This is a genomic window from Micrococcus sp. CS26, assembly GCF_055522295.1.
Genome location: NZ_JBVFVY010000002.1, coordinates 121,297 through 143,650, shown reverse-complemented (window position 1 = coordinate 143,650; position 22,354 = coordinate 121,297). Strand labels below are relative to the sequence as shown.

Genomic DNA, 22,354 nt, shown 5'->3' with positions numbered 1-22,354 from the left:
CCCGGGCTGGGACACCCGCGACAACTCAACCCGCGTTGGCATGCGGTGCGGGTGGGCGCCAGGGAGGCGCGCCGGGGATTGTTGAACAATCATCCTTCATGCCTCAAGATTGTGTGACCGGCACCTCAGCCGGGCCCGATCCGAGAGGACTGCACCGTGTCTCACGCGCCGCAGATCGACCTGAACTCCGACGTCGGCGAGTCCTTCGGCTCGTGGACGATGGGGGACGACGCCGCCATCATGCCCTCCGTCTCCTCCGCCAACGTCGCGTGCGGCTTCCACGCGGGCGATCCCTCGGGGATCGCCCAGACCTGCCGTGACGCGGTCGCCGCCGGCGTCACGATCGGCGCGCACGTGGGCTACCGCGACCTCGCCGGATTCGGCCGCCGCTTCCTGGACTGCACGCCCACCGAGCTGGCCGATGACGTCCTCTACCAGATCGGCGCCCTCGACGCGCTCGCCCGCGCGGCCGGCGGCCGGGTCCGCTACGTGAAGCCGCACGGCGCCCTCTACAACACGATCGTCCGTCACGAGGCGCACGCCCAGGCCGTCGTCGACGGCGTCAAGGCGTTCGGCTCCGACCTCCCGCTGCTGCTCCTGCCCGGCTCCGTCGCCCTGGACAAGGCGGCCGCTGCGGGGCTGCGCGGCGTCGCCGAGGCCTTCGCGGACCGCGGCTACAACCCGGACGGCACGCTCGTCTCCCGCCGCGAGCCCGGTGCGGTCCTCCACGACGAGGACGACGTCGCCACCCGCATGGTGCGCCTGGCCACCGAGGGCGTCGTCGCGGCGGTGGACGGCACGGACGTGCGCGTCGACGCCGAGAGCATCTGCCTGCACGGCGACACACCCGGCGCCGTGGCCATGGCCGCGGCCGTGCGCCGCGCGCTCGAGGGCGCGGGCGTGGCCATCAAGGCCTTCGCATGAGCGCCCCACATCACCCCGCCGCCGAGCCGCCGGCCCGCCCGATCCGCTGGGTCGGCACCCAGGGCTTCCTCGTCGAGTGCGCCTCGCTCGAGGACGTCATGGCCGTCCACGCCCACCTCACGGCCCACCCGGAGCGCGGCCAGCGCCAGGTCATGGCCGCCGCCGCGACCGTCCTGGTGACCTTCACCTCGCAGGCCGCCGCCGAGCACGCCGCACCGCGGGTCAGCACTCTCACCCCCGACGCCGGTGAGCTGACGGGGGGCCGCGTCGTCGAGATCCCCGTGGTCTACGACGGTGAGGACCTCGCCGAGGTCGGCCGGCTCACCGGGCTCGGCGTCGACGGCGTCATCCGGGCCCATAGCGAGGCCGACTGGTTCGCCGCGTTCGGCGGCTTCGCGCCGGGGTTCATGTACTGCGCCTCCGAGGCGGCCCCGTTCGAGGCGCCCCGCCGCAGCTCGCCCCGCACGGCCGTCCCCGCGGGCGCCGTCGCCGTCGCCGGGGCCTTCTCTGCCGTCTACCCGCGCACCTCGCCCGGCGGCTGGCAGCTGCTGGGGCACACCACCGCGGCCCTGTGGGACCTCGGCCGCGAGCAGCCCGCCCTGCTGCAGCCCGGCGACCGTGTCCGCTACGTCCCCGTGCGCCCGACGGCGTCCGTCACCTCCGGCACGGACGCGGCGGTCGACGCCACCCCGCCCGCCGACGCCGCGGCCGGCCTCCCGTCCGTGGCCGGCCGCCGCGGCGTCACCGTCGTGGACCCGGGGCTCCTGACCCTGGTCCAGGACCTGGGCCGCCCGGGCCTGGGCGACCTCGGCGTCGTCGTGTCCGGCGCGGCCGATCGGGACGCGGCGCGCCAGGCGAACCGGCTCGTGGGCAACCGCTCACGCGAGGCGGTGCTGGAGACCGCCCTGGGCGGCCTCACCCTCACCGCGCACGGCCACCAGGTGATGGCCCTGGCCGGCGCCGAGGCCGGCGGGACGATCACCGCGGCCGACGGCGCCACGCGCCGGGTGCCCGCCCGCACGCCGTTCGTCGTGCTGGACGGCCAGACGCTGACGGTGGACGAGCCGGTCGGCGGCCTGCGCGTGTACGTGGGCCTCCGGGGCGGGATCGACGTGCCGCCCGTGCTCGGCAGCCGCTCGACCGACACCCTGTCCGGGCTCGGCCCCGCCCCGCTGACGGCGGGGGACCGCCTCGCCCGCCGCGTCGGCCCGGATGCGAGGGGCGCCGCCGGCGCCTCCGCCGCGAGCCCGACCGCCGCCGGCGCCCCCGCCTCGGCGGAGGCCGGCGTCGCGACGGTGGGGGACCCGGAGACCTCGCTGCGCCCCATGCCCGCGCCCGGCCAGGTGGCCGTGCTGCGCGTGGTCCCCGGCCCCCGCGACGACTGGTTCGGCGAGGCGGGCCTGGAGCGCCTGTTCACGCAGGACTGGGACGTGAGCCAGCAGACCGACCGGATCGGCGTGCGCCTCACGGCCCCCGACGACGGCGCGCCGCTCGAGCGCGTGCGGGAGGGCGAGCTGAAGTCCGAGGGCGCCGTGCGCGGCGCGCTGCAGGTGCCGCCCTCGGGTGAGCCCGTCCTGTTCCTCTCCGACCATCCGGTCACCGGCGGCTACCCGGTGATCGGCGTCGTGGCCCGCGCGGACCTCAGCCTGGCGGCCCAGCTGCCGCCGGGCGCCCGCGTCCGCTTCGTCCCCCATCCCCGCCCCGGCGCCGAGACCGTCGTCGACTCCGCATCGCCCTCCGAGGAGACCCCCGCATGACCACCACCCCCGCCGCCCGCCCCGTCACGCGGGTGCTCATCGCCAACCGCGGCGAGATCGCCGTGCGCGTGGCCCGCGCCGCCCGCGACCACGGCATCGCCTCGATCGCCGTCTACTCGGATCCGGACGCCGACGCCCTGCACGTGGCCGTCGCGGACGAGGCCTTCCACCTGCCGGGCGCGTCCTCGGCGGACACCTACCTGAAGATCGACGCGGTCCTCGACGTCGCCCGCCGCGCCGGCGCCGACGCCGTGCACCCGGGCTACGGCTTCCTCTCCGAGAACGCCGACTTCGCGCAGGCCGTGATCGACGCCGGGATGACCTGGATCGGCCCGTCGCCGGACGCCATCCGCGCCCTCGGCGACAAGATCACCGCCCGCTCCCTCGCCCAGCAGGCGGGCGCCCCGCTCGTGCCGGGTTCGGACGGCCCCGTGCCGGACGCCGCCGCCGCGCGCGCGTTCGCCGAGGAGCACGGCCTGCCGATCGCCATCAAGGCGGCCTTCGGCGGCGGCGGCCGCGGCATCCGCGTGGTGCGCGAGCTCGGCGACGTCGAGGACGCGTTCGAGGCGACCGTCCGCGAGGCCGTCGCCGCGTTCGGCCGCGGCGAGTGCTTCGTGGAGCGCTTCCTGGACCGCCCCCGCCACGTGGAGGCCCAGGTCCTCGCCGACGAGCACGGCCACGTGGCCGTGCTCGGCACCCGCGACTGCTCCCTGCAGCGCCGCAACCAGAAGCTCGTGGAGGAGGCCCCGGCGCCGTTCCTCACGGACAAGCAGCGCGAGCGCATCCACACCTCCGCCCGCGAGATCTGCCGCGCCGCCGGGTACACCGGGGCCGGCACGGTCGAGTACCTCGTGGCCCCGGACGGCCTCATCAGCTTCCTGGAGGTGAACACCCGCCTGCAGGTGGAGCATCCGGTCACCGAGGAGGTCTTCGGCGTGGACCTGGTGCGCGAGCAGTTCCGCGTCGCCGCCGGCGAGCCGCTGAGCATCCCCGAGGACCCGACGCCGCGCGGCCACGCCCTCGAGTTCCGCCTCAACGCCGAGGACCCGGCGTACGGCTTCCTGCCCGTGCCCGGCCCGATCGACGCGTTCGAGGCCCCCACCGGCCCCGGGGTCCGCATGGACTCCGGCGTCCGCACCGGCTCCGTGGTGCCGGGCGAGTACGACTCCCTGCTCGCCAAGCTCATCGTGTGGGGCGAGGACCGCGCCCAGGCCGTCGCCCGCGCCCGCGACGCCCTGGCCGAGCTGCGCATCGACGGCGTGCCCACCGTGGTGCCGTTCCACCGCGCCGTGCTCGAGCAGGACGCCTTCACCTCGGGGGACCGCCTCGGCGTCTACACCACGTGGATCGAGTCCGAGTTCGCCGAGCCGCTGGCCGAGTCCCCCTACCTGAGCGCCGAGGTGCCCGCCGGCGGCCGCACCGCCGTCACCGTCGAGCTGGACGGCCGCGCCGTGCGCCTGGGCCTGCCCGCCGATCTCTACGCGGCCCTCCTCGGAGGCGGCGGCGCGGGTGCCGCGGCCCCGGCCGGCGCTGCCGGCGCCGGGAAGCCCGACGACGACGGCGCCGTGGCCTCGCCGGTCACCGGCACCCTGGCCTCGTGGAAGGTCGAGGACGGCGCCGAGGTGGTCGAGGGTGACACGGTCGCGATCGTCGAGGCGATGAAGATGGAGACGCCGATCCGTGCCCCGCGTGCGGGCCGGATCCAGCTCCTCGTGGCCGAGACCCCGGCCTCGGTGACGCGCGGCCAGGCGATCGCCCGGCTGGGGGCGTGAGGGTGCCGGCGCGCGGCGGTGTCACCGGGGAAGGCCTCGCGCCCGGCGTCGGCGGCGGCGAGTCCGCCCCGGCTCCGGCTCCCGTGGCCGCGGCCGCACAGCTGCGGCAGCGGATCGCGGCGGCCGGGCTCGTGCCGGGGGAGCGACTGGGAGAGGTGGCGCTGGCCGCCGAGCTCCAGGTCAGCCGCAACAGCCTGCGCGAGGCGTTCACCATGCTGGCCTCGGAGGGCCTCGTGGAGCGCCGGCCGCACCGCGGGGTGTTCGTGGCGGCGCCGGGTCCGGAGGACGTGCGTGGGCTGTACCGCACGCGTCGGGTGATCCAGCTCGGCGCCCTCGAACACGGCGAGCTCACCCCCGGTGCGGCGCGCCAGCTGCGCTGTGCCCAGGACCTGCTCTCGGGCGGCCCGGACACCCCCGCGCGGGTCCTGGGTGACGCCAACCATCGCGTCCACGTCGGCATCGTGGACCTGGCCGGCGCCCCCGAGCTCACGCGGCTCATGGCGTCGGTGCAGGCCCGCGTGCGCCTGGCGTTCCATCCCATGGACGAGCAGACGCGCCTGCACGTGCAGTTCGCGGACCGCAACCGGTGGATCGTGGAGCGGCTGCTGGCCGGCGACCTCCCCGCGGTGCACGCCATGTTCGGCGACTACCTGGACGAGGCGGAGCAGTTCGTCCTGGCGCACCTCGCCGCCGTGGGGGACTGACCGCCTCCCCGGGCCCCGACGGTCACGGGACCTGGAACATCCGGTCCGGCAGGTCCGTGATGAGCATGTGCCCGGGCGCGTGCGTGATGGCCAGCGGCGGGCGGGACTCCATGATCGCCGCCTGCGGCGTCACCCCGCACGCCCAGAACACGGGCAGGTGGCCCTGCGGGACCTCGACGGCGTCGCCGAAGTCCGGTGCCGCCAGGTCCGTGATCCCGAGGCCGGCCGGGTCGCCCACGTGCACGGGCGCGCCGTGCACCGCGGGGTAGCGGGAGGTGATGCGCACGGCGTCGGCCACGCGGTCGGCGGGGATGGGGCGCATCGAGACCACGAGCGGGCCCGAGAGGCGGCCCGCCGAGGCGCAACGCCGCGTGGTGCGGTACATCGGCACGTTCACGCCGGCGTCCTGGTGGGCCATCCGGATGCCCTCGGCCACCAGGGCGGACTCGAAGGTGAACGAGCAGCCGATCACGAACGTCACGAGGTCGTCCCGCCACACGTCGAGCAGATCCGTGGGGCGGTCCGTCTCGACGCCGTCGCGGTACACCACGTACTGCGGCACGTCCGTGCGGACGTCGCCGTCCAGCGCGGGGCCGTTGACCTCGCCGGCCTCGAAGACGCCGAGCAGCGGCACGGCCTGGGGGTTGCGCTGGGCGAAGAGCAGGACGTCGTAGGCGTGGTCCTGCGGGATCGAGACGAGGTTCGCCTGCGCGTAGCCGTCGGCGATCCCCGAGGTCGGCCGCACGAGCCCCGCGCGGAAGCGCTCGCGGGCCTGCGCGGGGGTCGTGGCGCCGTCCAGCGGCGGCAGCGGTTTCGTCGTGGTCATCTCAGGCACCGGTGATCATCTCGACCATGGGGATGAACCCGCGCACCGCGATGAACACGGAGACGATCCACGCGAGCGCGCCGATCACGAGCAGCCACCCGGGGTAGCGGTAGCCGTGCAGCAGGTCGCGGCGGCGCCAGGCCACGTACAGGAGGGCGGCGAAGCCGACCGGCAGGATCATGCCGTTGAACGCGCCGGCGAACACGAGCAGCGTCTGCGGTGCCTGGCGCAGCGCCAGGTAGAGGGCGGTGCAGACCACGATGAAGGCGACCGTCAGCAGGTTGCGGGTGCGGGCGCTGGTGGTGGAGCGGGTGACGAAGCTGATCGAGGTGTACGACGCACCGATCACGGAGGTGACGGCGGCGGCCCACAGGACGATGCCGAACATGCGCAGGCCGATGTCGCCGGCGGCGGCCTGGAAGGCGGAGGCGGCCAGGTTGTCCTTGGACAGCACCGCCCCCGAGGCGACGACGCCGAGGATCGCCAGGAACAGGAGGGCGCGCATCAGGCCGGTCACGAGGATCGAGGCCACGGAGCTGCGGGTGATGTCCTGGACGTCGTCCACGCCCTTCACTCCGGAGTCGATCATGCGGTGGGCGCCCGCGTAGGTGATGTAGCCGCCGATGGTGCCGCCCACGAGGGTGACGATCACGAAGAAGTCGACCTCCTCCGGCATCACGGACTGGCGCAGGGCCTCGCCCACGGGCGGGGCGGAGGTGATGGCCACGTACAGCATCAGCAGGATCATGACGGCGCCGAGCGCCACCACGATCCGGTCCAGGGCCACACCGGCGCGCTTGGAGAGGAAGATCAGCAGCGCGATGAGCGCGGAGACGGCGCCGCCGATCAGGGGGTCGACGCCGAGCATGGCGTTCGCGCCGAGGCCGGTGCCGGCGATGTTGCCGATGTTGAAGACCATGCCGCCGAGGAACACGAGCGCGGCGAGGACCCAGCCGAGGCCGGGCAGGACGCTGTTCGCCAGCTCCTGGGCGCGCATGCCGGAGACGCCGATGACGCGCCACACGTTCATCTGGACGGCGATGTCGATGAGGATCGAGACCAGGATGGCGAACGCGAACGCGGCACCCATCTGGACGGTGAACGTGGCGGTCTGCGTGATGAAGCCGGGGCCGATGGCCGAGGTGGCCATGAGGAACATGGCGCCGAGCAGGGCGGTGCGCCGGGTGGCGCTCGCGGCACGGGAGTCGGTCTTCGGTGCGGTGCCCGAGGGGGTCGAGCCGTCCGGTCCGGCGTGGGGGATGTCTGCGTGGGACACGGTGGTCACCTTCGTCGAGGGCGCCAGGCGAGGTGACGGGCGTCACGAGGCGCTGGGGAGACGGTAGCTGTTGTTGAACAATCCTGGCAACAGGAAGAGCGAGTGTCGTGGCACCCCGTCCGAAGGAACGCCTCACCTGCCTGGCGCGCCCCGCCCCGCGCCGCGACCATGGAGACATGTCGCACACGTCTGAACAGTCCTCGCCCCTGGCCGATCAGCTCCCGCCGGGCGGTCCCGACGAGCCGCACGCCTCCGGCGGCGTGCATGCCCGCCTCAACTGGCTCCGCGCGGGTGTGCTCGGCGCCAACGACGGCATCGTGTCCGTCGCCGCCACCGTCGTCGGTGTCGCCGGCGCGACGACGGCGCTCACCCCGATCCTGCTGGCCGGCGCCGCCGCCGTGGTCGGCGGCGCCTTCTCCATGGCGCTGGGCGAGTACGTGTCCGTCTCCTCGTCCTCCGACTCGCAGAAGTCGCTGATCGCCAAGGAGCGCCGTGAGCTCGAGGAGGATCCCGAGGGCGAGCTGGAGGAGCTCGTGCAGCTCTACGAGGCGGACGGCCTGAGCCGGGCCACGGCCGAGGCCGCCGCGCGGGAGCTCCCCGAGAAGGACGCGCTCGCCGCGCATCTGCGCATGGAGCTGGGCATGGCGGAGGAGGACGTCGTCAGCCCGTGGGCCGCCGCCGGAGCGTCCTTCCTCGCGTTCCTCGTGGGCGCGCTGCTGCCCTTCCTGACGGTCGTCCTGGCGCCGGTGGGCCTCCGCGTCCCGTTCACGTTCGGCGTCACCCTCCTGGCCCTCGCCGTCACCGGCTGGGTCGGGGCCCGGCTCGGCGACGCGCCCGCGCTGCGGGCGGCCGTGCGCGTCGTCCTCGGCGGCGCCCTGGCGCTCGGCCTGACCTTCGCGGTGGGCTCGCTGCTGGGGGCGTCGGTCGCCTGATCCACGCCGGAGGGGTGGGCCTGCCCAGCGCCCGTGGCCGCGCCGAGCCGTGACGAGCGGAGCGGCCCTGGGGGCCGAGGACCGTGCGCATACCACAGGTGCCCCCCGCCGAGTTGAAGCGACGCCCACGGTTCGCGTAAGGTGGGACGGCGCACGCCGCGTTGTTCTCGTCGTTCCATCGGTCAGGTGACCGGGCGGACGGCGGGTCGGAAAAGCAACGCGCTCCCGCAGACCGGATCCCGGGACGTCCTCAGGACGGACCGGGGCTCACCGTCCACACCAGCGATCCCATAAGGAACTTCGGTTGGCTCTCACCCAGCCTGGTCCCCCTTTTCGAGAAGTCGCAGTAAGAGTGCGGTGTCCACACCCGGGGCGGGGCTCACAACAGGTGTCCGCGGACAGGTCCGCGGCTCGCCGCCATGCGGGTTCCGCCCGTCCTTTTACTACTACTTGCCACGAGGAGTGATCATGGCAGCTCACTGCCAGGTAACCGGGGCTGGGCCGGGATTCGGCCACAGCATCTCCCACTCGCACCGTCGCACCAAGCGCCGGTTCGACCCGAACATCCAGAAGAAGACCTACTGGGTCCCCTCCCTGCGCCGCAACGTCACGCTGACGCTGTCCGCCAAGGGCATCAAGACCATCGACGTGCGCGGGATCGACGCCGTCGTGGCGGACCTGATCGCGAAGGGAGTGAAGCTCTGACATGGCCAAGGACAAGGACGTTCGTCCGATCATCAAGCTGAAGTCCACCGCCGGCACCGGGTTCACCTACGTGACCCGCAAGAACCGCCGGAACAACCCGGACCGCATCACCCTGAAGAAGTACGACCCGGTGGTCCGCAAGCACGTCGACTTCCGAGAGGAGCGCTGAGATGGCCAAGAAGTCCAAGATCGCCAAGAACGAGCAGCGCAAGGCCATCGTGGCCCGTTACGCCGAGAAGCGTCTCGAGCTGCGCAAGACCCTCGTGGACCCGAACGCGTCGGACGAGGCCCGCGAGGCCGCCCGCCTGGGCCTGCAGAAGCTGCCCCGCGACGCCTCCCCGGTCCGCGTGCGCAACCGCGACGCCATCGACGGTCGCCCCCGCGGCACCTTCCAGCGCTTCGGCATCTCCCGCGTGCGCTTCCGCGACATGGCGCACCGTGGCGAGCTGCCCGGCGTGACCAAGTCCTCCTGGTGACCTGAGGCCCGGTCTCCGGGCGCTCGGCACCACCGCGACGGCGGCGTCCCTCCTGAGGAGGGGCGCCGCCGTCGTCGTGCCTCGGGGATCAGGGCCGCCCGGGTCACGGGAAATCGCGGATTCTCGCGGTTCAGGGGGCGATTCGCCCGCGGAGAGGTGGTACGTTCACAACTGGCAGCCCGGTCCGAACGGCCCGGGAACCGTAACCGACGTCCCATAGGGAGGACCCATGGCCATGAACCGCAAGGAACTCGTCGCCGCCGTCGCCGAGCGCTCCGGCAACACCCAGGCCGCCGTCAGCGATGTGCTGGACGCCCTCTTCGAGGTGTTCACCGCCCAGGTCAAGAAGGGCGAGAAGGTCTCGATCCCGGGCTGGCTGGCCGTGGAGCGCACCGAGCGCAAGGAGCGCACCGGCCGCAACCCGCGCACCGGCGAGGAGATCACCATCCCGGCCGGCCACTCCGTGAAGGTGACCGCCGGCTCCAAGCTCAAGGCCGCCGCCTCCGAGTGATCCCGGCCGCGGTGCGCGTCCCCGGACCCACGCCGCACGCCGCAGGACGGGCGTCCCACCCTCGGGTGGGGCGCCCGTCGTCGTCTCCGGCCGCGTAGGATGGGCGGACGATCGTCCGGCCGACGTGGACCGGGGCCGTGAGGAGAGGAGTCGTGGCATGCGCAGCGCCGTCGCCGCCGCTCCGTGGGCCCCGTCCGGCCTCGAGGACCCCCGTCCGCGCGTCGTGCGTGGACCGGCCCGTCTGGCCCGGGGCTGGGCCGGGTCCCTGGCGATGACCGCCCTGGCCGCGCTGTTCCACACCGCCGCCGAGCCCGGCCACGGGTTCCCCGAGGTCGGCGTGGTCGCCTTCGCGGCCGTCCTCGCCGCCCCGCTCTGCACCGCCCTGGCGGGCCGCGCCCTCTCGCTGTGGCGCACCGCCGCGGCCGTCGCGATCGCCCAGGGGCTGTTCCACGTGCTCTACGGGCTCGCCGCCGGCGGGCACGCCGTGGCGCCTGCCGCCGGCGTCGACCCGGCCCACCTCGGCCACGCCCGTCCCGGCACCGGGGCCCTCCTGGCGTCGGGGGAGGCCCTGTCCGGCGCCCCCACCGGCCACCTGACCGACCTGCGCATGCTCGCGGCCCATGTGATCGCCGCGGTCCTCACCGTGCTGGTGCTGCGGCGCGGCGAGGCCCTCGTGCTCACCATCGCCGAACGCGTGGTGGCCGCCGTCTGCCCGCCGCCGGCCGCGCACGGCCCCCTGCCGACGCCGGCCCGCGTCCGGGTCCCCGTCCCGCCGGCGCTCCGTCCGGCGACGTCCCTCGCCCTCCTCAGCTCTCCGGGGCGGCGCGGCCCGCCGTTCGCCCTCGCGGCCTGAGGACGCCGGCTCCGTCCGCGTCTCGAGGCCCGACCGCGCCCGACGACCCTTCGGAACGGTCCGCCCGCGACTCCCGTCCGGGACCGCGGCAGACCCGTGAGGACACCACCATGCATCACCAGACCACCCCTGTCCGCCGCGCTGCTCGCGCCGCCGCCGGACTCGCCCTGCTGCCCGCCCTCGTCGTCGCCGGGGCTGCCCCCGCGGCCGCGCACGACGAGCTCATCCGCACCGCCCCCGCCGTCGACGAGACCGTCACGACGGCGCCGTCGGAGGTCTCACTGACCTTCAGCGGAGAGCTGATCGACGGCGAGGGCATCCAGAACCTCCTGCAGGTCCGCGACGCCGACGGCAACCAGTGGCAGTCCGCTGCCGGCACCGTGGACGGCCCCACCTTCTCCGCGCCGCTGTGCGAGGGGCTGCCCAACGGCGACTACGAGGTCGCCTACCGCGTCGTCTACTCGGACGGGCACTCCGAGGAGCGCTCGTTCGACTTCGCGGTGGACGACCCGGCCGCACCGGCCGCCGGCACCGCGCCCCAGGGCTGCGGCACCGCCGTCGCCGGGGCCTCGACCGCCGCCTCCCCGGAGGCCACGGCAGGTCAGGGCGACGCCGCCTCGGCCGAGGCGACCGCGCAGGCGGACGCCTCCGACGCCGCGCAGCCCGCGGACACCGACGCGCTGCCCGCCTGGGTGTGGGTCGCCGGCATCACCGGCCTGGCCGTGCTCGTCGTGGCCTTCCTCCTGATGGGCCGCCGCGCCCGCGCACTCGGCCACCTCGACGACGGCCGCTGACCTCTGATCCCCGGCCGGCCCCCTGAAGGGGCCGGCCCCGCCCTCGCGCGCCCGCACGCCCCGCGCGTCGTCGCGCGCCCGCCTGACAAGGAACCCCACAGACATGACCACCACCTCCCCCCGCGCCCCTCGCCGCCTCGGCGCCGCCGCCGTGCTCGCCGTCGCCGCCCTCGGCCTGACGGCCTGCGCCGGAGACGACGCCGGCTCCGCCCCGAGCGCGTCGGACGCCTCGAGCGTCGCGCCGGCCACGGGCGCCTCGTCGGCCGCGTCCACCGCGGACGGCCAGGCCGCCGGCCTCACGATCACCGACCCCTGGACGAAGGCCACCGAGGAGGGCATGACCGGCTCCTTCGGCATGCTCGAGAACTCCTCGGACCAGGACCTGCACATCGTCGGCGTCCGCTCGGAGCTGGGCGAGACGGTCGAGCTCCACGAGATGGTCTCCGGTGAGGACGGCCAGATGGTGATGCAGCAGAGCCCCGACGGCTTCACCGTGCCCGCGGGCGGGAGTTTCGAGCTCGCCCCGGGCGGCAACCACGTGATGTTCATGGGCCTGACCGACCCGATCGAGCCGGGTGAAGACGTGACCTACGACCTCGAGCTCGAGGACGGCTCCACCCTCGAGGTCACCTCCGTGGTCCGGCCCTTCACCGGCGCCAACGAGTCGTACCACGGCGGCGAGTCCCACGAATCGGAGGACCATGCCGACCACTGACCCCGCCGTCCGGCCGGACGACCACCACGGGCCGGACGGGCGCGAGGACGCCCGCCCGGCCCCGGGGGGTCCCTCCCGCCGCGGCCTGCTCCTCGGGGCGGGCGCGGTGGGCGGCGGCCTGCTGGGCACGGCACTCGGCTACGGCGCCGGCCACGCGTCGGCCTCGACCGCCCCGGGCCCGTCCGCCGCGCCCGGGGCGGGGGCCTCGCCCTCCGAGGTCATGGGCGACACCGGCATCGAGGGCGACGTCGGCCGGTCCGGCTGGGCCGAGCCCGGCGGCCAGGCCGCCCGGGTGGCCGTCAGCTCGCCCGTGGGCACGGACACCGTGCCGTTCCACGGGCCGCGCCAGGCCGGCGTCGACACCCCCGCCCAGGCCCACGCCGTCTTCCTCGCCTTCGACTTGCACGAGGACACGGACCGGGTGCGCATCGAGCGGATGCTGCGCCTGCTCACCGACGACGCGGCGCGCCTGACCCAGGGCCGCGCCACGATCGCCGACACCGAGCCGGAGCTCGCCGCCGCCCCCGCGCGGCTCACCGTGACGTTCGGCTTCGGCCCCGAGCTCGTCCGCCGCGTGGCCCCGGACCGGGCCCCGGCCTGGCTGCGCCCGCTGCCGGCGTTCGAGCAGATCGACCGCCTGGACCCCGCGTTCAGCGACGGCGACCTGCTGCTGCAGATCTGCGGCGACGACCGGATGTCCGTGGCCCACGCCCGGCGCATGCTCCTCAAGGCGGCCCGGCCGTTCGCCACCGAGCGCTGGGTGCAGGAGGGCTTCCGCTCCGCCCGCGGCGCCCACCCCACCGGCACCACGATGCGCAACCTCTTCGGGCAGGTGGACGGCACCGGCAACCCGGCGGCGGGCACCCCGCACCTCGACCGCGTGGTGTGGGGCGTGGGCGCCGAGCAGGTGGGCGTCACCCCGTGGATCGCGGACGGCACGTCCGTGGTGATCCGGCGCATCGAGATGCTCATGGACACGTGGGACGAGCTCGACCGCCCGGCCAAGGAGAAGGTCATCGGCCGTCGCCTCGGCACCGGCGCCCCCCTCACGGGGGAGCAGGAGCACGACGAGCCGGACTTCGACGCCGTCGGCCCCACGGGCTTCCCGGTCATCTCGGACATCGCGCACCTGCGGCGGGCCCGCGGGGAGGAGCCCGAGTACGGGATGCTGCGTCGCGGCTACAACTACGATGACCCGCGCGGGGCTCTGGAGGCGGGCTCCGGCCTGATCTTCGCCGCCTACCAGGCGGATGTGGACCGACAGTTCGTCCCCGTCCAGGCCCGGCTCGCAGAGTCGGACCACCTGAACCTGTGGACCGTGCCCGTCGGCTCGGCGGTCTTCGCGATCCCGCCCGGCTGCGCCGAGGGCGGGTTCGTGGGCGACGCCCTGTTCGCCTGACCCAGGGGCCCGACGACGGCGGGGCCGCTCCCGTCGTCGCCGGGCGTCCGCATGCTTTGAGAGGATGGACCCCATGTCCGCCGCCACCGCCCCCGCCCGGGGCAGCCATCCCGCCGAGAACGACGACGCCGCCCGCCCCGGTCCGTCGGGGCCGGTCGGTGTGCCCCGGTGGATCTGGGTGCTCGTGGCCGCCGCGGGAGCGGCCGGCCTCGCCGCCGCCGGCTGGCTGACCGGCGTCACCGCCGCGCGCCAGCTCTCCGACCCGGGGTGGGTCACCCGCTGGGGCGTGCCCGTGGGGGAGCTCGTCTCCAACGTGGCGATGTCCCTGACCATCGCCGCGCTGATCTTCGCGGCCGGGGTCCTGCCTCCGCACGCGGCGGGCACGGAACGGTGGCACCGCTCCGCCCGGCAGCGGCGCGAGGACGCGGACGCCGCACCGCTGCCCGAGCACCCCGCGTTCACCCGCGTGATGCGGATCGCCGCCGTCAGCGCCGGCGTGTGGACGGTGGCCGCGCTGGCCGTCGGCGTGCTGTCCTACTCGGACCTCGCCGGCATCCCCGTCACGGCGGGGCAGGGCTTCACGGACGGCCTGGCGGCCTACGTGGTCGGCATCTCGGTGGGCCAGGCGTGGTTCTGGGTCACCGTGATCGCCGCCGTCGTGACCACGTTGGCGATCGCCGTCCGCTCCCACAACGGCCTGTTCTGGACCGGCATCCTGGCGATGCTCGCCCTCGTGCCCCTGGCCCTGATCGGGCACGCGGCGGGCGGTGACGACCACAACGGCGCCGTGAACTCGATCGGCCTGCACCTGCTCGGCGTCGTCGTGTGGGTGGGCGGACTGCTCGTGCTCGTCGCGATCTCGGACACCCTCGTGGGGCCCAACGGGGCGCAGGGGCGGGGCCGCAGCCTGCGTCGGCAGGGCCCGGCGCCCCTGCTGCACACGGTCCTGACCCGGTACTCCGTGCTCGCCGGGCTGGGCCTGGTCACGGTGGCGCTGTCCGGCGTGGTCAACGCGTCGATCCGCATGGACGATCCGGCCCAGCTGCTGAGCCCCTACGGCATCCTCGTCTCGGTCAAGTTCCTGGCGGCCCTGGGCCTCGGCCTGATCGGCCTGCTGCACCGCCGGTGGGTGATTCCCCGCCTCGACGCCGGCCCGGACCGTCCCAGCCCCGCCCCCGCGCGTCGCCTGCTGTGGCAGCTCATCGCCGTGGAGGCCGTGATCATGGGCGCCGTCATGGGCGTCTCCTCCGTGCTCTCCCGGACCGCCCCGCCTGTGCCGGAGGAGCTCGCGCCGGACGCCTCCCCGGCCCGCATCCTCACCGGCTACGAGCTGCCGCCGGCCCTCGAGGGCGCCCGGTGGATCACGATGTGGCGGTTCGACTGGCTGTGGGTCGCGATCATCGCGTTCCTGTCCCTGTGGTACCTGCGCTCCGTGTGGCAGCTGCACCGCCGCGGCGACCGGTGGCCCGTGCTGCGCACCGTCGCGTGGCTCGCGGGCCTGGCCGTGCTGCTGTGGGCGACCTCCGGGTCCCCGGCCGTGTACGGCCGCGTCCTGTTCAGCGCGCACATGGTGGGCCACATGACGCTGACGATGCTCAGCCCCGTCTTCCTCGTCCTGGGCGCGCCGATCACCCTGGCGCTGCGGGCCCTGCCGTCCCGCACGGACGGGACGCGCGGCCCCCGCGAGTGGATCCTGTGGATCGTGCACTCCCCGTGGGGTCGGTTCATCACGAACCCGATCGTGGCGGGGGTCAACTTCGCCGGCTCGATCCTGGTGTTCTACTACACGGACTTCTTCCGGTTCTCGCTGGAGACCCACGTGGGCCACGAGTTCATGAACGTCCACTTCCTGCTGACCGGGTTCCTGTTCGCCCTGGTCATGATCGGCTCGGATCCGCTGCCGCGCCGGCCCCCGTACGCCCTGCGGCTCGTGCTGCTGATGGCCACGATGATCTTCCACGCCTTCATCGGCGTCGCCATGACCTCCTCCACCGGCCTGATGCAGGCGTCCTGGTTCGGCAACATGGGCCGCGACTGGGGCCCCACCGCCCTCGAGGACCAGCGCATCGGCGGCGCGGTGATGTGGGGCATCGGCGAGTTCCCCACCGTGATGATGGCGGTGATGGTGGCCGTGCTCTGGTATCGCAGCGACCGCAAGAACGCGGTCCGGCTGGACCGGCAGGCCGACCGCGACGGCGACGCGGAGCTGCGCCGCTGGAACGAGATGTACGCCCGCATGCACGGCACCCCGGTCACCGACGCCCCGAGCGGCGCCGAGCCCGTGGCCCGTGACTCCTCCACCGGCCCCGAGGAGGCCCGTGATGTCCGCTGACCTCCTCCCTCCCCTCGGCCGCCCGGCCGCGCCCCGGCGTGGTCGGCTGCGCCTCGCGGCCGCCGTCGCCGCCGGCCTGCTGGCCCTGACGGGCTGCAGGGCCGGGGACGGCGATCCGGCCGCCGCGTCCGCGCCCGCGGACGGAGTCCACGGCGACGCCGGCACCGCGGCGCCCACGGAGTCGGCGGCCCCGGAGGGGCTCGGCCTGGGCGACCGTCAGGACGAGCGCATGGCGCAGGCCGCGGCCGAGCGTGCGGCCACGTTCGGCTTCGTCCGGCAGCGGGCCGCCACGGCGGAGGAGATCGACGCGGCCCGCGAGGACTCCCGGGACCGGCGCGCGGACGCGGACCGGACCACCGTGCAGCCGGCGCAGTGCAAGGCGCCGCTGACCGCCCTGGACTTCTCCCCGATCGCCCTAGACGAGGCCGAGGCCACGCGCGTGGACGTCGGCGCCGACACCTTCACGGGCACGGGCACCGTGGAGGTCGCCCGGCTCACGGGCCAGGGCCGCCAGGACGTCGAGCGGCACCTCCAGACCGTCAACGCCCTGCGCGCCGACTGCCGCGAGATGACCATGACCGTGCAGGAGGGGGACGCGACCGTCGACTACCGCCTCGAGGTCTCCGACGCGCCGCTGTCCGACGGCACGCCTGCGCAGTCCGCCCTCGTGTGGGAGCGGACCGTGGCCTCGGAGTCCGAGCCCCAGCTCACGGCCCAGGTGCTCACCGCCGTCACCTCCGACGCCGTGGTGATGGTCTCCTTCGTGGGCCGGCCCGAGGCCGGGCGCAAGGAGTTCACCCTCATCGCCGAGGAGATGCTGGCCGCCGCCCTGGCCGCCGACTGAGCCGGACCCGCCCGGCGGCGTCGTCTTTCCCCCTGTGACGCCGCCGGCGTCCGCTCACGGCTGACGCGTCCGGGGCGTGCGTCATGATGGTGGGCATGACCGCACCGCAGACCCCGAACCCCGCCCCGTCCGCTGACGCCCCCGCCGCCGTGCCGCGCGCGGCCACCCGGGTGCGCGCGTCCGAGCTCGTGGGCCGCGGCTGGCTGAACACCGGCGGCGAGCAGGTGGCCCTCGAGGACCTGCGCGGCAAGGTCGTGCTCCTCGACTTCTGGACGTTCTGCTGCATCAACTGCCTGCACGTCCTGGACGAGCTGCGCCCGCTTGAGGAGGAGTTCGCGGACGTGCTCGTCACGGTGGGCGTGCACTCGCCCAAGTTCGAGCACGAGGCGGACCCGGACGCGCTCGCGGCCGCCGTCGAGCGCTACGCCATCGAGCACCCCGTGCTGGACGACCCCGAGCTGACCACGTGGCAGGCGTACTCGGCGCGCGCGTGGCCCACCCTCGTGGTGGTGGACCCGGAGGGCTACATCGCCGCGCACCTGTCCGGCGAGGGGCACGTGGCCGGGCTCTACGGGCTCGTGCGCGAGCTCGTGGCCGAGCATGAGGCCAAGGGCACGCTGCACCGCGGCTCCGGCCCCTACGTCCCGCCCGCGCCCGTGGCCCGGGACCTGTCGTTCCCCGGCAAGGCCGTGTCGCTCGGCGGCCGCGGCTCCCGCCCGGGCTCGTTCCTCGTCTCGGACACCGGCCACCACCGCCTCCTGGAGGTCGCCGAGGACCTGACCACGGTGCTCCGCGCGTTCGGCGGCGGGGACCCCGCCGCGGCGGACGCGGGCCAGGCCGAGCTCGCATTCCCCACGCCCGGGGAGAAGGGCCACGCGGACGGCGGGCCGGACGAGGCGCTGTTCAACGAGCCCCAGGGCCTGGCGCTGCTGCCCGAGGACGTCGCCCAGCGCGTCGGCTACGACGTCGTCGTGGCGGACTCCGTCAACCACCGGCTGCGGGGCCTGCGCCTGTCGGACGGGCGCGTCAGCACCCTCGCCGGCAACGGCGTGCAGAAGCTCATCGACTCCGAGCGCGCCAAGGAGGCCGCCGCCGTCGACGACGAGGGGGACGTCGCCGTCGACCTCGCGGACCTGCCCGGGGAGCCGACCGCGATCTCGCTGTCCTCCCCGTGGGACGTCGTGTGGCACCCCGCCCTGGGGCGTGTGGTGATCGCGATGGCCGGCACGCACCAGCTCTTCGACTTCGACCCCGTCACGGGCGCGCTCGCGGTGCACGCGGGCACGGCGCTCGAGGGCCTGCTGGACGGCGACGCCGGACGGGCCTGGTTCGCGCAGCCCTCGGGGCTGTCCGTGGGCGCGGACGGCACGCTGTGGGTCGCGGACTCGGAGACCTCCGCGGTGCGCTGGGTGCGGACCGGGGAGGACGGGCGCCGCGAGGTCGGGACCGCCGTCGGGGCGGGCCTGTTCGACTTCGGCCACGTGGACGGGGAGGCGGACCGCGCGCGCCTGCAGCACGCGCTGGGCGTCACAGCCCTGCCGGACGGCTCCGTGCTGATCGCCGACACGTACAACGGCGCGATCCGCCGGTACGCCCCGGCCGGCGAGGACGCCGCGGGCCGGGCGGTCCCGGCCACGGTGACCACGGTGGCGCGCGGACTGCTCGAGCCCTCGGACGTGCTCGTGGAGCACGACGCGGACGGGAACGACACTGCGATCGTGGTGGTCGAGTCCAACGCCCACCGGCTCACGCGGCTGGCGGTGCCGGAGGAGTTCCTCACCGTGGACGAGGGCGCGCGGCAGACGCAGCGTCCCCGCACCCCGGTGGTGGCCGGCGACCTGGACCTGACGATCGGCTTCGCCGCGCCCACGGGGCAGAAGCTGGACGACCGCTGGGGCGACCCCACGCAGCTGAAGGTCTCCTCGTCCCCGGAGGAGCTGCTGCTCGAGGGCGCCGGCACGTCCACGGGGCTGCACCGGACGCTGCGGCTGAACCCCGAGGTCGAGGAGGGCGTCCTGCACATCACCGCCCGGGCCGCCGCGTGCGACGGGGAGAAGGGGCAGCCCATCCCGGACCACGCCGCCTGCCACCTGTACCAGCAGGACTGGGGCATCCCGGTCACGGTGCACACCCCGGACCGGGCCCCGAAGGGCGCCGAGACCCGCCTGGACCTGGACCTGCGCGGGATACACTGAGCGCGTCGTCCGCCCCCGACCCCGAAGGCTGCGCCCCACCATGACCACGCTCATCGTCACCTCGTCCGCCCACGGATCCACGCGAGAGATCGCCGAGCGTGTCGCGGAGGTGCTGCGCACGTCGCAGGCCGTCCCGACCGTGGTGGAGGACGTCGAGGGCGCCGCCGCGTGGCTGGCCACGGCGGACGCGGTGATCGTCGCGGCCCCGGTCTACACGGGCTCGCTCGCCGCCGACGCGCGGGCGTTCCTCGACACCCGTCGGGCCGAGCTGGCGGACCTGCCGCTCGTGATCCTGGCCTCCGGCGGCGCGCCCGAGCTGGCCCCGCCGGTGCGGGAGAAGCTCGAGTCCTACGGTCCGCGCGAGGTGGCGTACTTCCGCGGGGCGCTCGTCGAGGAGCGCCTGGGCCGGCTGGAGAAGCTCAAGCTCAAGCTCTCCCGCAACGAGCACTACGGCGACTACCGCGACTGGGACGCCATCGAGGCCTGGGCCAAGACCCTCTCCGGCGCCGGCGTCCGCTGACCTCACCCACCGCGCTCGTCGACGAGACGGTGGAGGCGGAGGAGCCTCCGCAGACGCTTTCGTTGACGAAACGGCGCCGGAGGCGCTCGTGCCCGCGGCGGAGGCGAGCGGTTAGCCTGGCCGCATGTCCCCTTCCGCCCGTCGCCCCGCCGCGTCCTCCCGCCCCGCCCGGCCCCGCCCGACGACGGCGCCCCTCGCCCTGCCCGACCGGCCCGGGTGGGTGCGGCTCGCCGCGGGCGCGGTGGTCCCGGGCGTCATCGCCGCCGCCGCGGCGCTCGCGGCCCTGCAGGTGTTCGTCCTCAACCCGTTGGCCGCCGCGCCCGGCGACCGCGGCCTCGGGAGGATCTACGCGGACCTGAGCGCGGCGGGCCAGCTCGGCGTCCCCTTCGTCCTGTCGGCCGTGATCCTGGCGGCCGGGCTCGGTGTGGCCGCGATCCTGTGGTTCCTCACGTGGCGTCGCGAGGAGGTCGACCCCCTGGCGGTCCTCGCCCTGGGCCTCGCCTCGCTCGTCGCCGCGTCCCCGGCCTACTTCATGGCCTCGTTCGGGCCGGGCATGGCGCTCGCGGACACCTACGGCGTCGGCGGGGGCGACCACAGCCCGTGGGCCTGGCCGATCTACGTGGTCAGCGTGCTGGCGTTGGCGGGGCTGGTCGCCGTCGTCGTGCTCCTGCTGCGCGGTCCGGCCGGCGGACTCGGCGCCCCGCGGCGCCGGGCCTAGGCTGGCGGGACCGACCTGACCACGACCCCACCAGGAGGACGCACATGACCATCCGCGCCGGCATCGTCGGATACGGGAACCTCGGACGCAGTGTGGAGAAGCTCGTGAAGCTCCAGCCGGACATGGAGCTGGTGGGCATCTTCTCGCGTCGCACCGGCCTGGACACGGACACGCCCGTGCTCCCGGCGGAGCGGGCCGCCGAGCACGCCGGGGAGATCGACGTGCTGTTCCTCTGCCTCGGCAGCGCCACGGACATCCCCGAGCAGGCGGCCGGCTACGCGCGGCACTTCACCACCGTGGACACCTACGACAACCACCAGCTCATCCCGCGGCACCGCTCCGAGATGGACGCCGCGGCCCGGGAGGGCGGGCACGTGGCGATGATCTCCACCGGCTGGGACCCGGGCCTGTTCTCGGTGAACCGGGTGCTGGGCGCGGCGCTGTTCCCGCAGCCGCAGCAGAACACGTTCTGGGGCAAGGGTCTCTCGCAGGGCCATTCCGACGCCGTCCGGCGGGTCCCCGGCGTGCGGCGCGGCGTGCAGTACACGATCCCCAGCGAGGAGGCGATCGCCGAGGCCCGCGCCGGACGGGGCGCCGAGATCACCGGCGCCTCCGCGCACGTGCGTGAGTGCTACGTGGTGGCCGACGAGGCCGACCACGCGGCCATCACCGAGGCCATCACCACGATGCCCGACTACTTCGCCCCGTACGAGACCACCGTGCACTTCATCTCCGAGGAGGAGTTCGAGCGCGACCACCAGGGCATGCCGCACGGCGGCCACGTCGTCACCTCGGGCGACCTCGGCGGCTCGCGCAGCGCTGTCGAGTTCGTGCTGGAGCTGGAGTCCAACCCCGACTTCACCGCCGCCGCGCAGGTCGCCTACGGCCGTGCCGCCGCGCGGCTGAAGGCCCAGGGGGAGACGGGGGCGCGCACCGTGCTCGAGGTCGCCCCGTACCTGCTCTCGCCCACGGGGCTGGACGAGCTGATCCGCCGGGACGTCTGAGCCGCGGCGAGGCGTCCGGCGCGGGGCACCGGGCCGGGCGCCGCCGTCGTCGGCCTCAGGCCAGCAGCAGGGCGACGGCGATCATCGCCGGGATCGCGACGATCGTGGTGACCAGGATCGTGTCCTTCGAGACGCGCAGGCCCGTGTCGTAGCGCACGGCGGTGACGAACACGTTCTGCGCGGTCGGCAGGGAGGCCAGGACGACGGCGACGAACACGTGCCGCGCATCCAGGCCGAACACGAACTGCGCGAGCAGCCAGGCCAGCAGCGGATGCACCACCAGCTTCACCGCCGAGGCGAGCAGCACGTCCGCGCGTCGCCCGCCGGCCCGCTCGAGCGGCCGCGAGCCGACCAGCGACATGCCGAACGCCAGGAGCATCGCCGGGATGGACAGCCCGCCGATGAGCTCCACGGACTCCATGAGGGGGCCCGGCAACGACCAGCCGGTGAGGGAGAAGACCAGGCCGGCCACCGAGCCCAGGATCAGGGGGTTGGTGGCCGTGTGGCGGACCTGGTCGGCCACGGCGCGCCCGGGGGAGCGGCGCACCGCCCGGCGCCGGCCCGCCGTCGTGCGTCGTCGGGCCTCGCGCGCGGTGGCGGCGTCCATCGCGGCCACGTAGAGCGGCGTGTAGATCGCCAGCTGGAAGATGAGCGCCGGGGCGGCCAGGGCGGCGTCGCCGAGGACGTAGGCCGCGATGGGGATGCCGAGGTTCGCCGAGTTCACGAGCGAGGCGCTGAGCGCGGACATGATCCGCTCCGAGGCCGACCTGCCCTTCAGCAGCGGGACCGTCACCGCGAGGTACAGTGCGGCCGCCGCGAACGCGGACAGCGTGGCCACCCACAGCTGGGGGCCCAGCACGGCGCCCACGTCCGCGCGGGAGAGCGTGACGAACAGCAGCGCCGGGTTGCCGATGAAGAACGCCGCGCGGGAGAGCACGGTGCGGCCGTGCTCGCCGAGCACCCCCGTGCGCCCCACCAGGACGCCCACGAGGATGATCACCCACACGACCGCGAAGCCGGAGAGCACCTGGGTCACGGACGGGCCTCCACGGGGCGGGGCGGGGCGGTCCGCGGCGGGGTCAGGGGCATGGCGCGAT

At 74.8% G+C, this 22,354-nt stretch carries 22 protein-coding genes; 19 read left to right on the top strand and 3 right to left on the bottom strand.

The annotated features are described in order from the left end of the window. The first annotated feature begins 156 nt into the window (after positions 1–156). Genes ACZ1IK_RS01565 through ACZ1IK_RS01550 form a run of 4 tightly spaced genes read left to right on the top strand, consistent with a single transcriptional unit; the run spans position 157 to position 5,157 of the window. Positions 157–924, top strand: a complete 768-nt coding sequence (locus ACZ1IK_RS01565; RefSeq protein WP_101967505.1) for a LamB/YcsF family protein — start codon at positions 157–159, stop codon at positions 922–924. Continuing rightward, the gene (locus ACZ1IK_RS01560; protein ID WP_101967506.1) at positions 921–2,681 is read left to right on the top strand and encodes a 5-oxoprolinase subunit B/C family protein; all 1,761 of its coding nucleotides are present in this window, start codon (positions 921–923) and stop codon (positions 2,679–2,681) included. Before ACZ1IK_RS01565 ends, ACZ1IK_RS01560 begins: the two co-directional genes overlap by 4 nt. Beyond that, positions 2,678–4,453, top strand: a complete 1,776-nt coding sequence (locus tag ACZ1IK_RS01555) for an acetyl/propionyl/methylcrotonyl-CoA carboxylase subunit alpha (protein WP_102708536.1) — start codon at positions 2,678–2,680, stop codon at positions 4,451–4,453. Before ACZ1IK_RS01560 ends, ACZ1IK_RS01555 begins: the two co-directional genes overlap by 4 nt. Continuing rightward, the gene (locus ACZ1IK_RS01550; RefSeq protein WP_036339766.1) at positions 4,450–5,157 is read left to right on the top strand and encodes a GntR family transcriptional regulator; all 708 of its coding nucleotides are present in this window, start codon (positions 4,450–4,452) and stop codon (positions 5,155–5,157) included. Before ACZ1IK_RS01555 ends, ACZ1IK_RS01550 begins: the two co-directional genes overlap by 4 nt. Before the next feature lie 22 nt (positions 5,158–5,179). On the opposite strand, the gene ACZ1IK_RS01545 is transcribed toward ACZ1IK_RS01550, so the two are convergent. After that, complete coding sequence (locus tag ACZ1IK_RS01545) at positions 5,180–5,992, bottom strand: putative hydro-lyase (protein ID WP_100058596.1); 813 nt, start codon at positions 5,990–5,992, stop codon at positions 5,180–5,182. Next, positions 5,985–7,268: an NRAMP family divalent metal transporter gene (locus tag ACZ1IK_RS01540; RefSeq protein WP_036335319.1), complete on the bottom strand. Its 1,284-nt coding sequence runs from the start codon at positions 7,266–7,268 to the stop codon at positions 5,985–5,987. The genes ACZ1IK_RS01545 and ACZ1IK_RS01540 overlap by 8 nt, the downstream gene beginning before the upstream one ends. 167 nt (positions 7,269–7,435) lie before the next feature. Between ACZ1IK_RS01540 and ACZ1IK_RS01535 the strand changes: the two genes are divergently transcribed. The 15 genes from ACZ1IK_RS01535 (at position 7,436) to ACZ1IK_RS01465 (ending at position 21,257) form a co-directional block, all read left to right on the top strand. Next, positions 7,436–8,191, top strand: coding sequence for a VIT1/CCC1 transporter family protein (locus tag ACZ1IK_RS01535; protein ID WP_465098239.1), 756 nt, complete (start codon positions 7,436–7,438; stop codon positions 8,189–8,191). Between the two features lie 468 nt (positions 8,192–8,659). Further along, positions 8,660–8,896, top strand: coding sequence for a 50S ribosomal protein L28 (gene rpmB, locus ACZ1IK_RS01530; RefSeq protein ID WP_002858335.1), 237 nt, complete (start codon positions 8,660–8,662; stop codon positions 8,894–8,896). 1 nt (position 8,897) lies between these two features. Then, positions 8,898–9,065 (top strand): 50S ribosomal protein L33, encoded by a 168-nt coding sequence (gene rpmG / locus ACZ1IK_RS01525; protein ID WP_002858336.1) that lies wholly within the window; start codon positions 8,898–8,900, stop codon positions 9,063–9,065. A 1-nt stretch (position 9,066) separates the two neighbouring features. Continuing rightward, positions 9,067–9,372 (top strand): 30S ribosomal protein S14, encoded by a 306-nt coding sequence (gene rpsN / locus ACZ1IK_RS01520; protein ID WP_002858338.1) that lies wholly within the window; start codon positions 9,067–9,069, stop codon positions 9,370–9,372. A 229-nt stretch (positions 9,373–9,601) separates the two neighbouring features. Then, complete coding sequence (locus ACZ1IK_RS01515; protein ID WP_002858339.1) at positions 9,602–9,883, top strand: HU family DNA-binding protein; 282 nt, start codon at positions 9,602–9,604, stop codon at positions 9,881–9,883. 157 nt (positions 9,884–10,040) lie between these two features. Next, positions 10,041–10,736: a hypothetical protein gene (locus ACZ1IK_RS01510; protein WP_465098238.1), complete on the top strand. Its 696-nt coding sequence runs from the start codon at positions 10,041–10,043 to the stop codon at positions 10,734–10,736. A 110-nt stretch (positions 10,737–10,846) separates the two neighbouring features. Then, complete coding sequence (locus tag ACZ1IK_RS01505; protein ID WP_336643970.1) at positions 10,847–11,530, top strand: copper resistance CopC family protein; 684 nt, start codon at positions 10,847–10,849, stop codon at positions 11,528–11,530. A 103-nt stretch (positions 11,531–11,633) separates the two neighbouring features. After that, complete coding sequence (locus tag ACZ1IK_RS01500) at positions 11,634–12,245, top strand: copper chaperone PCu(A)C (RefSeq protein WP_095694943.1); 612 nt, start codon at positions 11,634–11,636, stop codon at positions 12,243–12,245. Beyond that, complete coding sequence (locus tag ACZ1IK_RS01495) at positions 12,232–13,644, top strand: Dyp-type peroxidase (RefSeq protein WP_144918905.1); 1,413 nt, start codon at positions 12,232–12,234, stop codon at positions 13,642–13,644. The genes ACZ1IK_RS01500 and ACZ1IK_RS01495 overlap by 14 nt, the downstream gene beginning before the upstream one ends. 73 nt (positions 13,645–13,717) lie before the next feature. Beyond that, entirely contained in the window at positions 13,718–15,976 is a 2,259-nt protein-coding gene (locus tag ACZ1IK_RS01490) for a bifunctional copper resistance protein CopD/cytochrome c oxidase assembly protein (RefSeq protein WP_465098237.1), read from the top strand. After that, positions 15,966–16,820: a hypothetical protein gene (locus ACZ1IK_RS01485; RefSeq protein ID WP_206450381.1), complete on the top strand. Its 855-nt coding sequence runs from the start codon at positions 15,966–15,968 to the stop codon at positions 16,818–16,820. The genes ACZ1IK_RS01490 and ACZ1IK_RS01485 overlap by 11 nt, the downstream gene beginning before the upstream one ends. 95 nt (positions 16,821–16,915) lie before the next feature. Then, positions 16,916–19,015, top strand: a complete 2,100-nt coding sequence (locus ACZ1IK_RS01480) for an NHL domain-containing thioredoxin family protein (RefSeq protein WP_256836831.1) — start codon at positions 16,916–16,918, stop codon at positions 19,013–19,015. Positions 19,016–19,055: 40 nt separating this feature from the next. Continuing rightward, on the top strand, positions 19,056–19,535 hold the full coding sequence (locus ACZ1IK_RS01475) for a flavodoxin domain-containing protein (protein ID WP_069941971.1): 480 nt from the start codon (positions 19,056–19,058) through the stop codon (positions 19,533–19,535). Positions 19,536–19,659: 124 nt separating this feature from the next. Next, positions 19,660–20,253 carry a hypothetical protein gene (locus tag ACZ1IK_RS01470; RefSeq protein ID WP_134377242.1) on the top strand — a complete coding sequence of 198 codons (594 nt, stop codon included), beginning with the start codon at positions 19,660–19,662 and terminating at the stop codon, positions 20,251–20,253. A gap of 44 nt (positions 20,254–20,297) precedes the next feature. Continuing rightward, positions 20,298–21,257, top strand: coding sequence for a diaminopimelate dehydrogenase (locus tag ACZ1IK_RS01465; protein WP_020626110.1), 960 nt, complete (start codon positions 20,298–20,300; stop codon positions 21,255–21,257). A gap of 55 nt (positions 21,258–21,312) precedes the next feature. Here ACZ1IK_RS01465 and ACZ1IK_RS01460 read toward each other — a convergent pair whose 3' ends face one another. Next, the gene (locus ACZ1IK_RS01460; RefSeq protein WP_465098236.1) at positions 21,313–22,293 is read right to left on the bottom strand and encodes an AEC family transporter; all 981 of its coding nucleotides are present in this window, start codon (positions 22,291–22,293) and stop codon (positions 21,313–21,315) included. Positions 22,294–22,354: the final 61 nt, after the last annotated feature.

Excerpts from the sequence above, each read along its gene's own strand:
- ACZ1IK_RS01555 (WP_102708536.1), top strand. The coding sequence starts at position 2,678 with ATGACCACCACCCCCGCCGCCCGCCCCGTCACGCGGGTGCTCATCGCC.
- rpmB (WP_002858335.1), top strand. The coding sequence starts at position 8,660 with ATGGCAGCTCACTGCCAGGTAACCGGGGCTGGGCCGGGATTCGGCCAC.
- rpmG (WP_002858336.1), top strand. The coding sequence starts at position 8,898 with ATGGCCAAGGACAAGGACGTTCGTCCGATCATCAAGCTGAAGTCCACC.
- ACZ1IK_RS01535 (WP_465098239.1), top strand. The coding sequence starts at position 7,436 with ATGTCGCACACGTCTGAACAGTCCTCGCCCCTGGCCGATCAGCTCCCG.
- ACZ1IK_RS01495 (WP_144918905.1), top strand. The coding sequence starts at position 12,232 with ATGCCGACCACTGACCCCGCCGTCCGGCCGGACGACCACCACGGGCCG.
- ACZ1IK_RS01485 (WP_206450381.1), top strand. The coding sequence starts at position 15,966 with ATGTCCGCTGACCTCCTCCCTCCCCTCGGCCGCCCGGCCGCGCCCCGG.
- ACZ1IK_RS01470 (WP_134377242.1), top strand. The coding sequence starts at position 19,660 with ATGTCCCCTTCCGCCCGTCGCCCCGCCGCGTCCTCCCGCCCCGCCCGG.
- ACZ1IK_RS01560 (WP_101967506.1), top strand. The coding sequence starts at position 921 with ATGAGCGCCCCACATCACCCCGCCGCCGAGCCGCCGGCCCGCCCGATC.
- ACZ1IK_RS01465 (WP_020626110.1), top strand. The coding sequence starts at position 20,298 with ATGACCATCCGCGCCGGCATCGTCGGATACGGGAACCTCGGACGCAGT.
- ACZ1IK_RS01505 (WP_336643970.1), top strand. The coding sequence starts at position 10,847 with ATGCATCACCAGACCACCCCTGTCCGCCGCGCTGCTCGCGCCGCCGCC.
- ACZ1IK_RS01490 (WP_465098237.1), top strand. The coding sequence starts at position 13,718 with ATGTCCGCCGCCACCGCCCCCGCCCGGGGCAGCCATCCCGCCGAGAAC.
- ACZ1IK_RS01515 (WP_002858339.1), top strand. The coding sequence starts at position 9,602 with ATGGCCATGAACCGCAAGGAACTCGTCGCCGCCGTCGCCGAGCGCTCC.
- ACZ1IK_RS01475 (WP_069941971.1), top strand. The coding sequence starts at position 19,056 with ATGACCACGCTCATCGTCACCTCGTCCGCCCACGGATCCACGCGAGAG.
- ACZ1IK_RS01480 (WP_256836831.1), top strand. The coding sequence starts at position 16,916 with ATGACCGCACCGCAGACCCCGAACCCCGCCCCGTCCGCTGACGCCCCC.
- ACZ1IK_RS01500 (WP_095694943.1), top strand. The coding sequence starts at position 11,634 with ATGACCACCACCTCCCCCCGCGCCCCTCGCCGCCTCGGCGCCGCCGCC.
- ACZ1IK_RS01510 (WP_465098238.1), top strand. The coding sequence starts at position 10,041 with ATGCGCAGCGCCGTCGCCGCCGCTCCGTGGGCCCCGTCCGGCCTCGAG.
- rpsN (WP_002858338.1), top strand. The coding sequence starts at position 9,067 with ATGGCCAAGAAGTCCAAGATCGCCAAGAACGAGCAGCGCAAGGCCATC.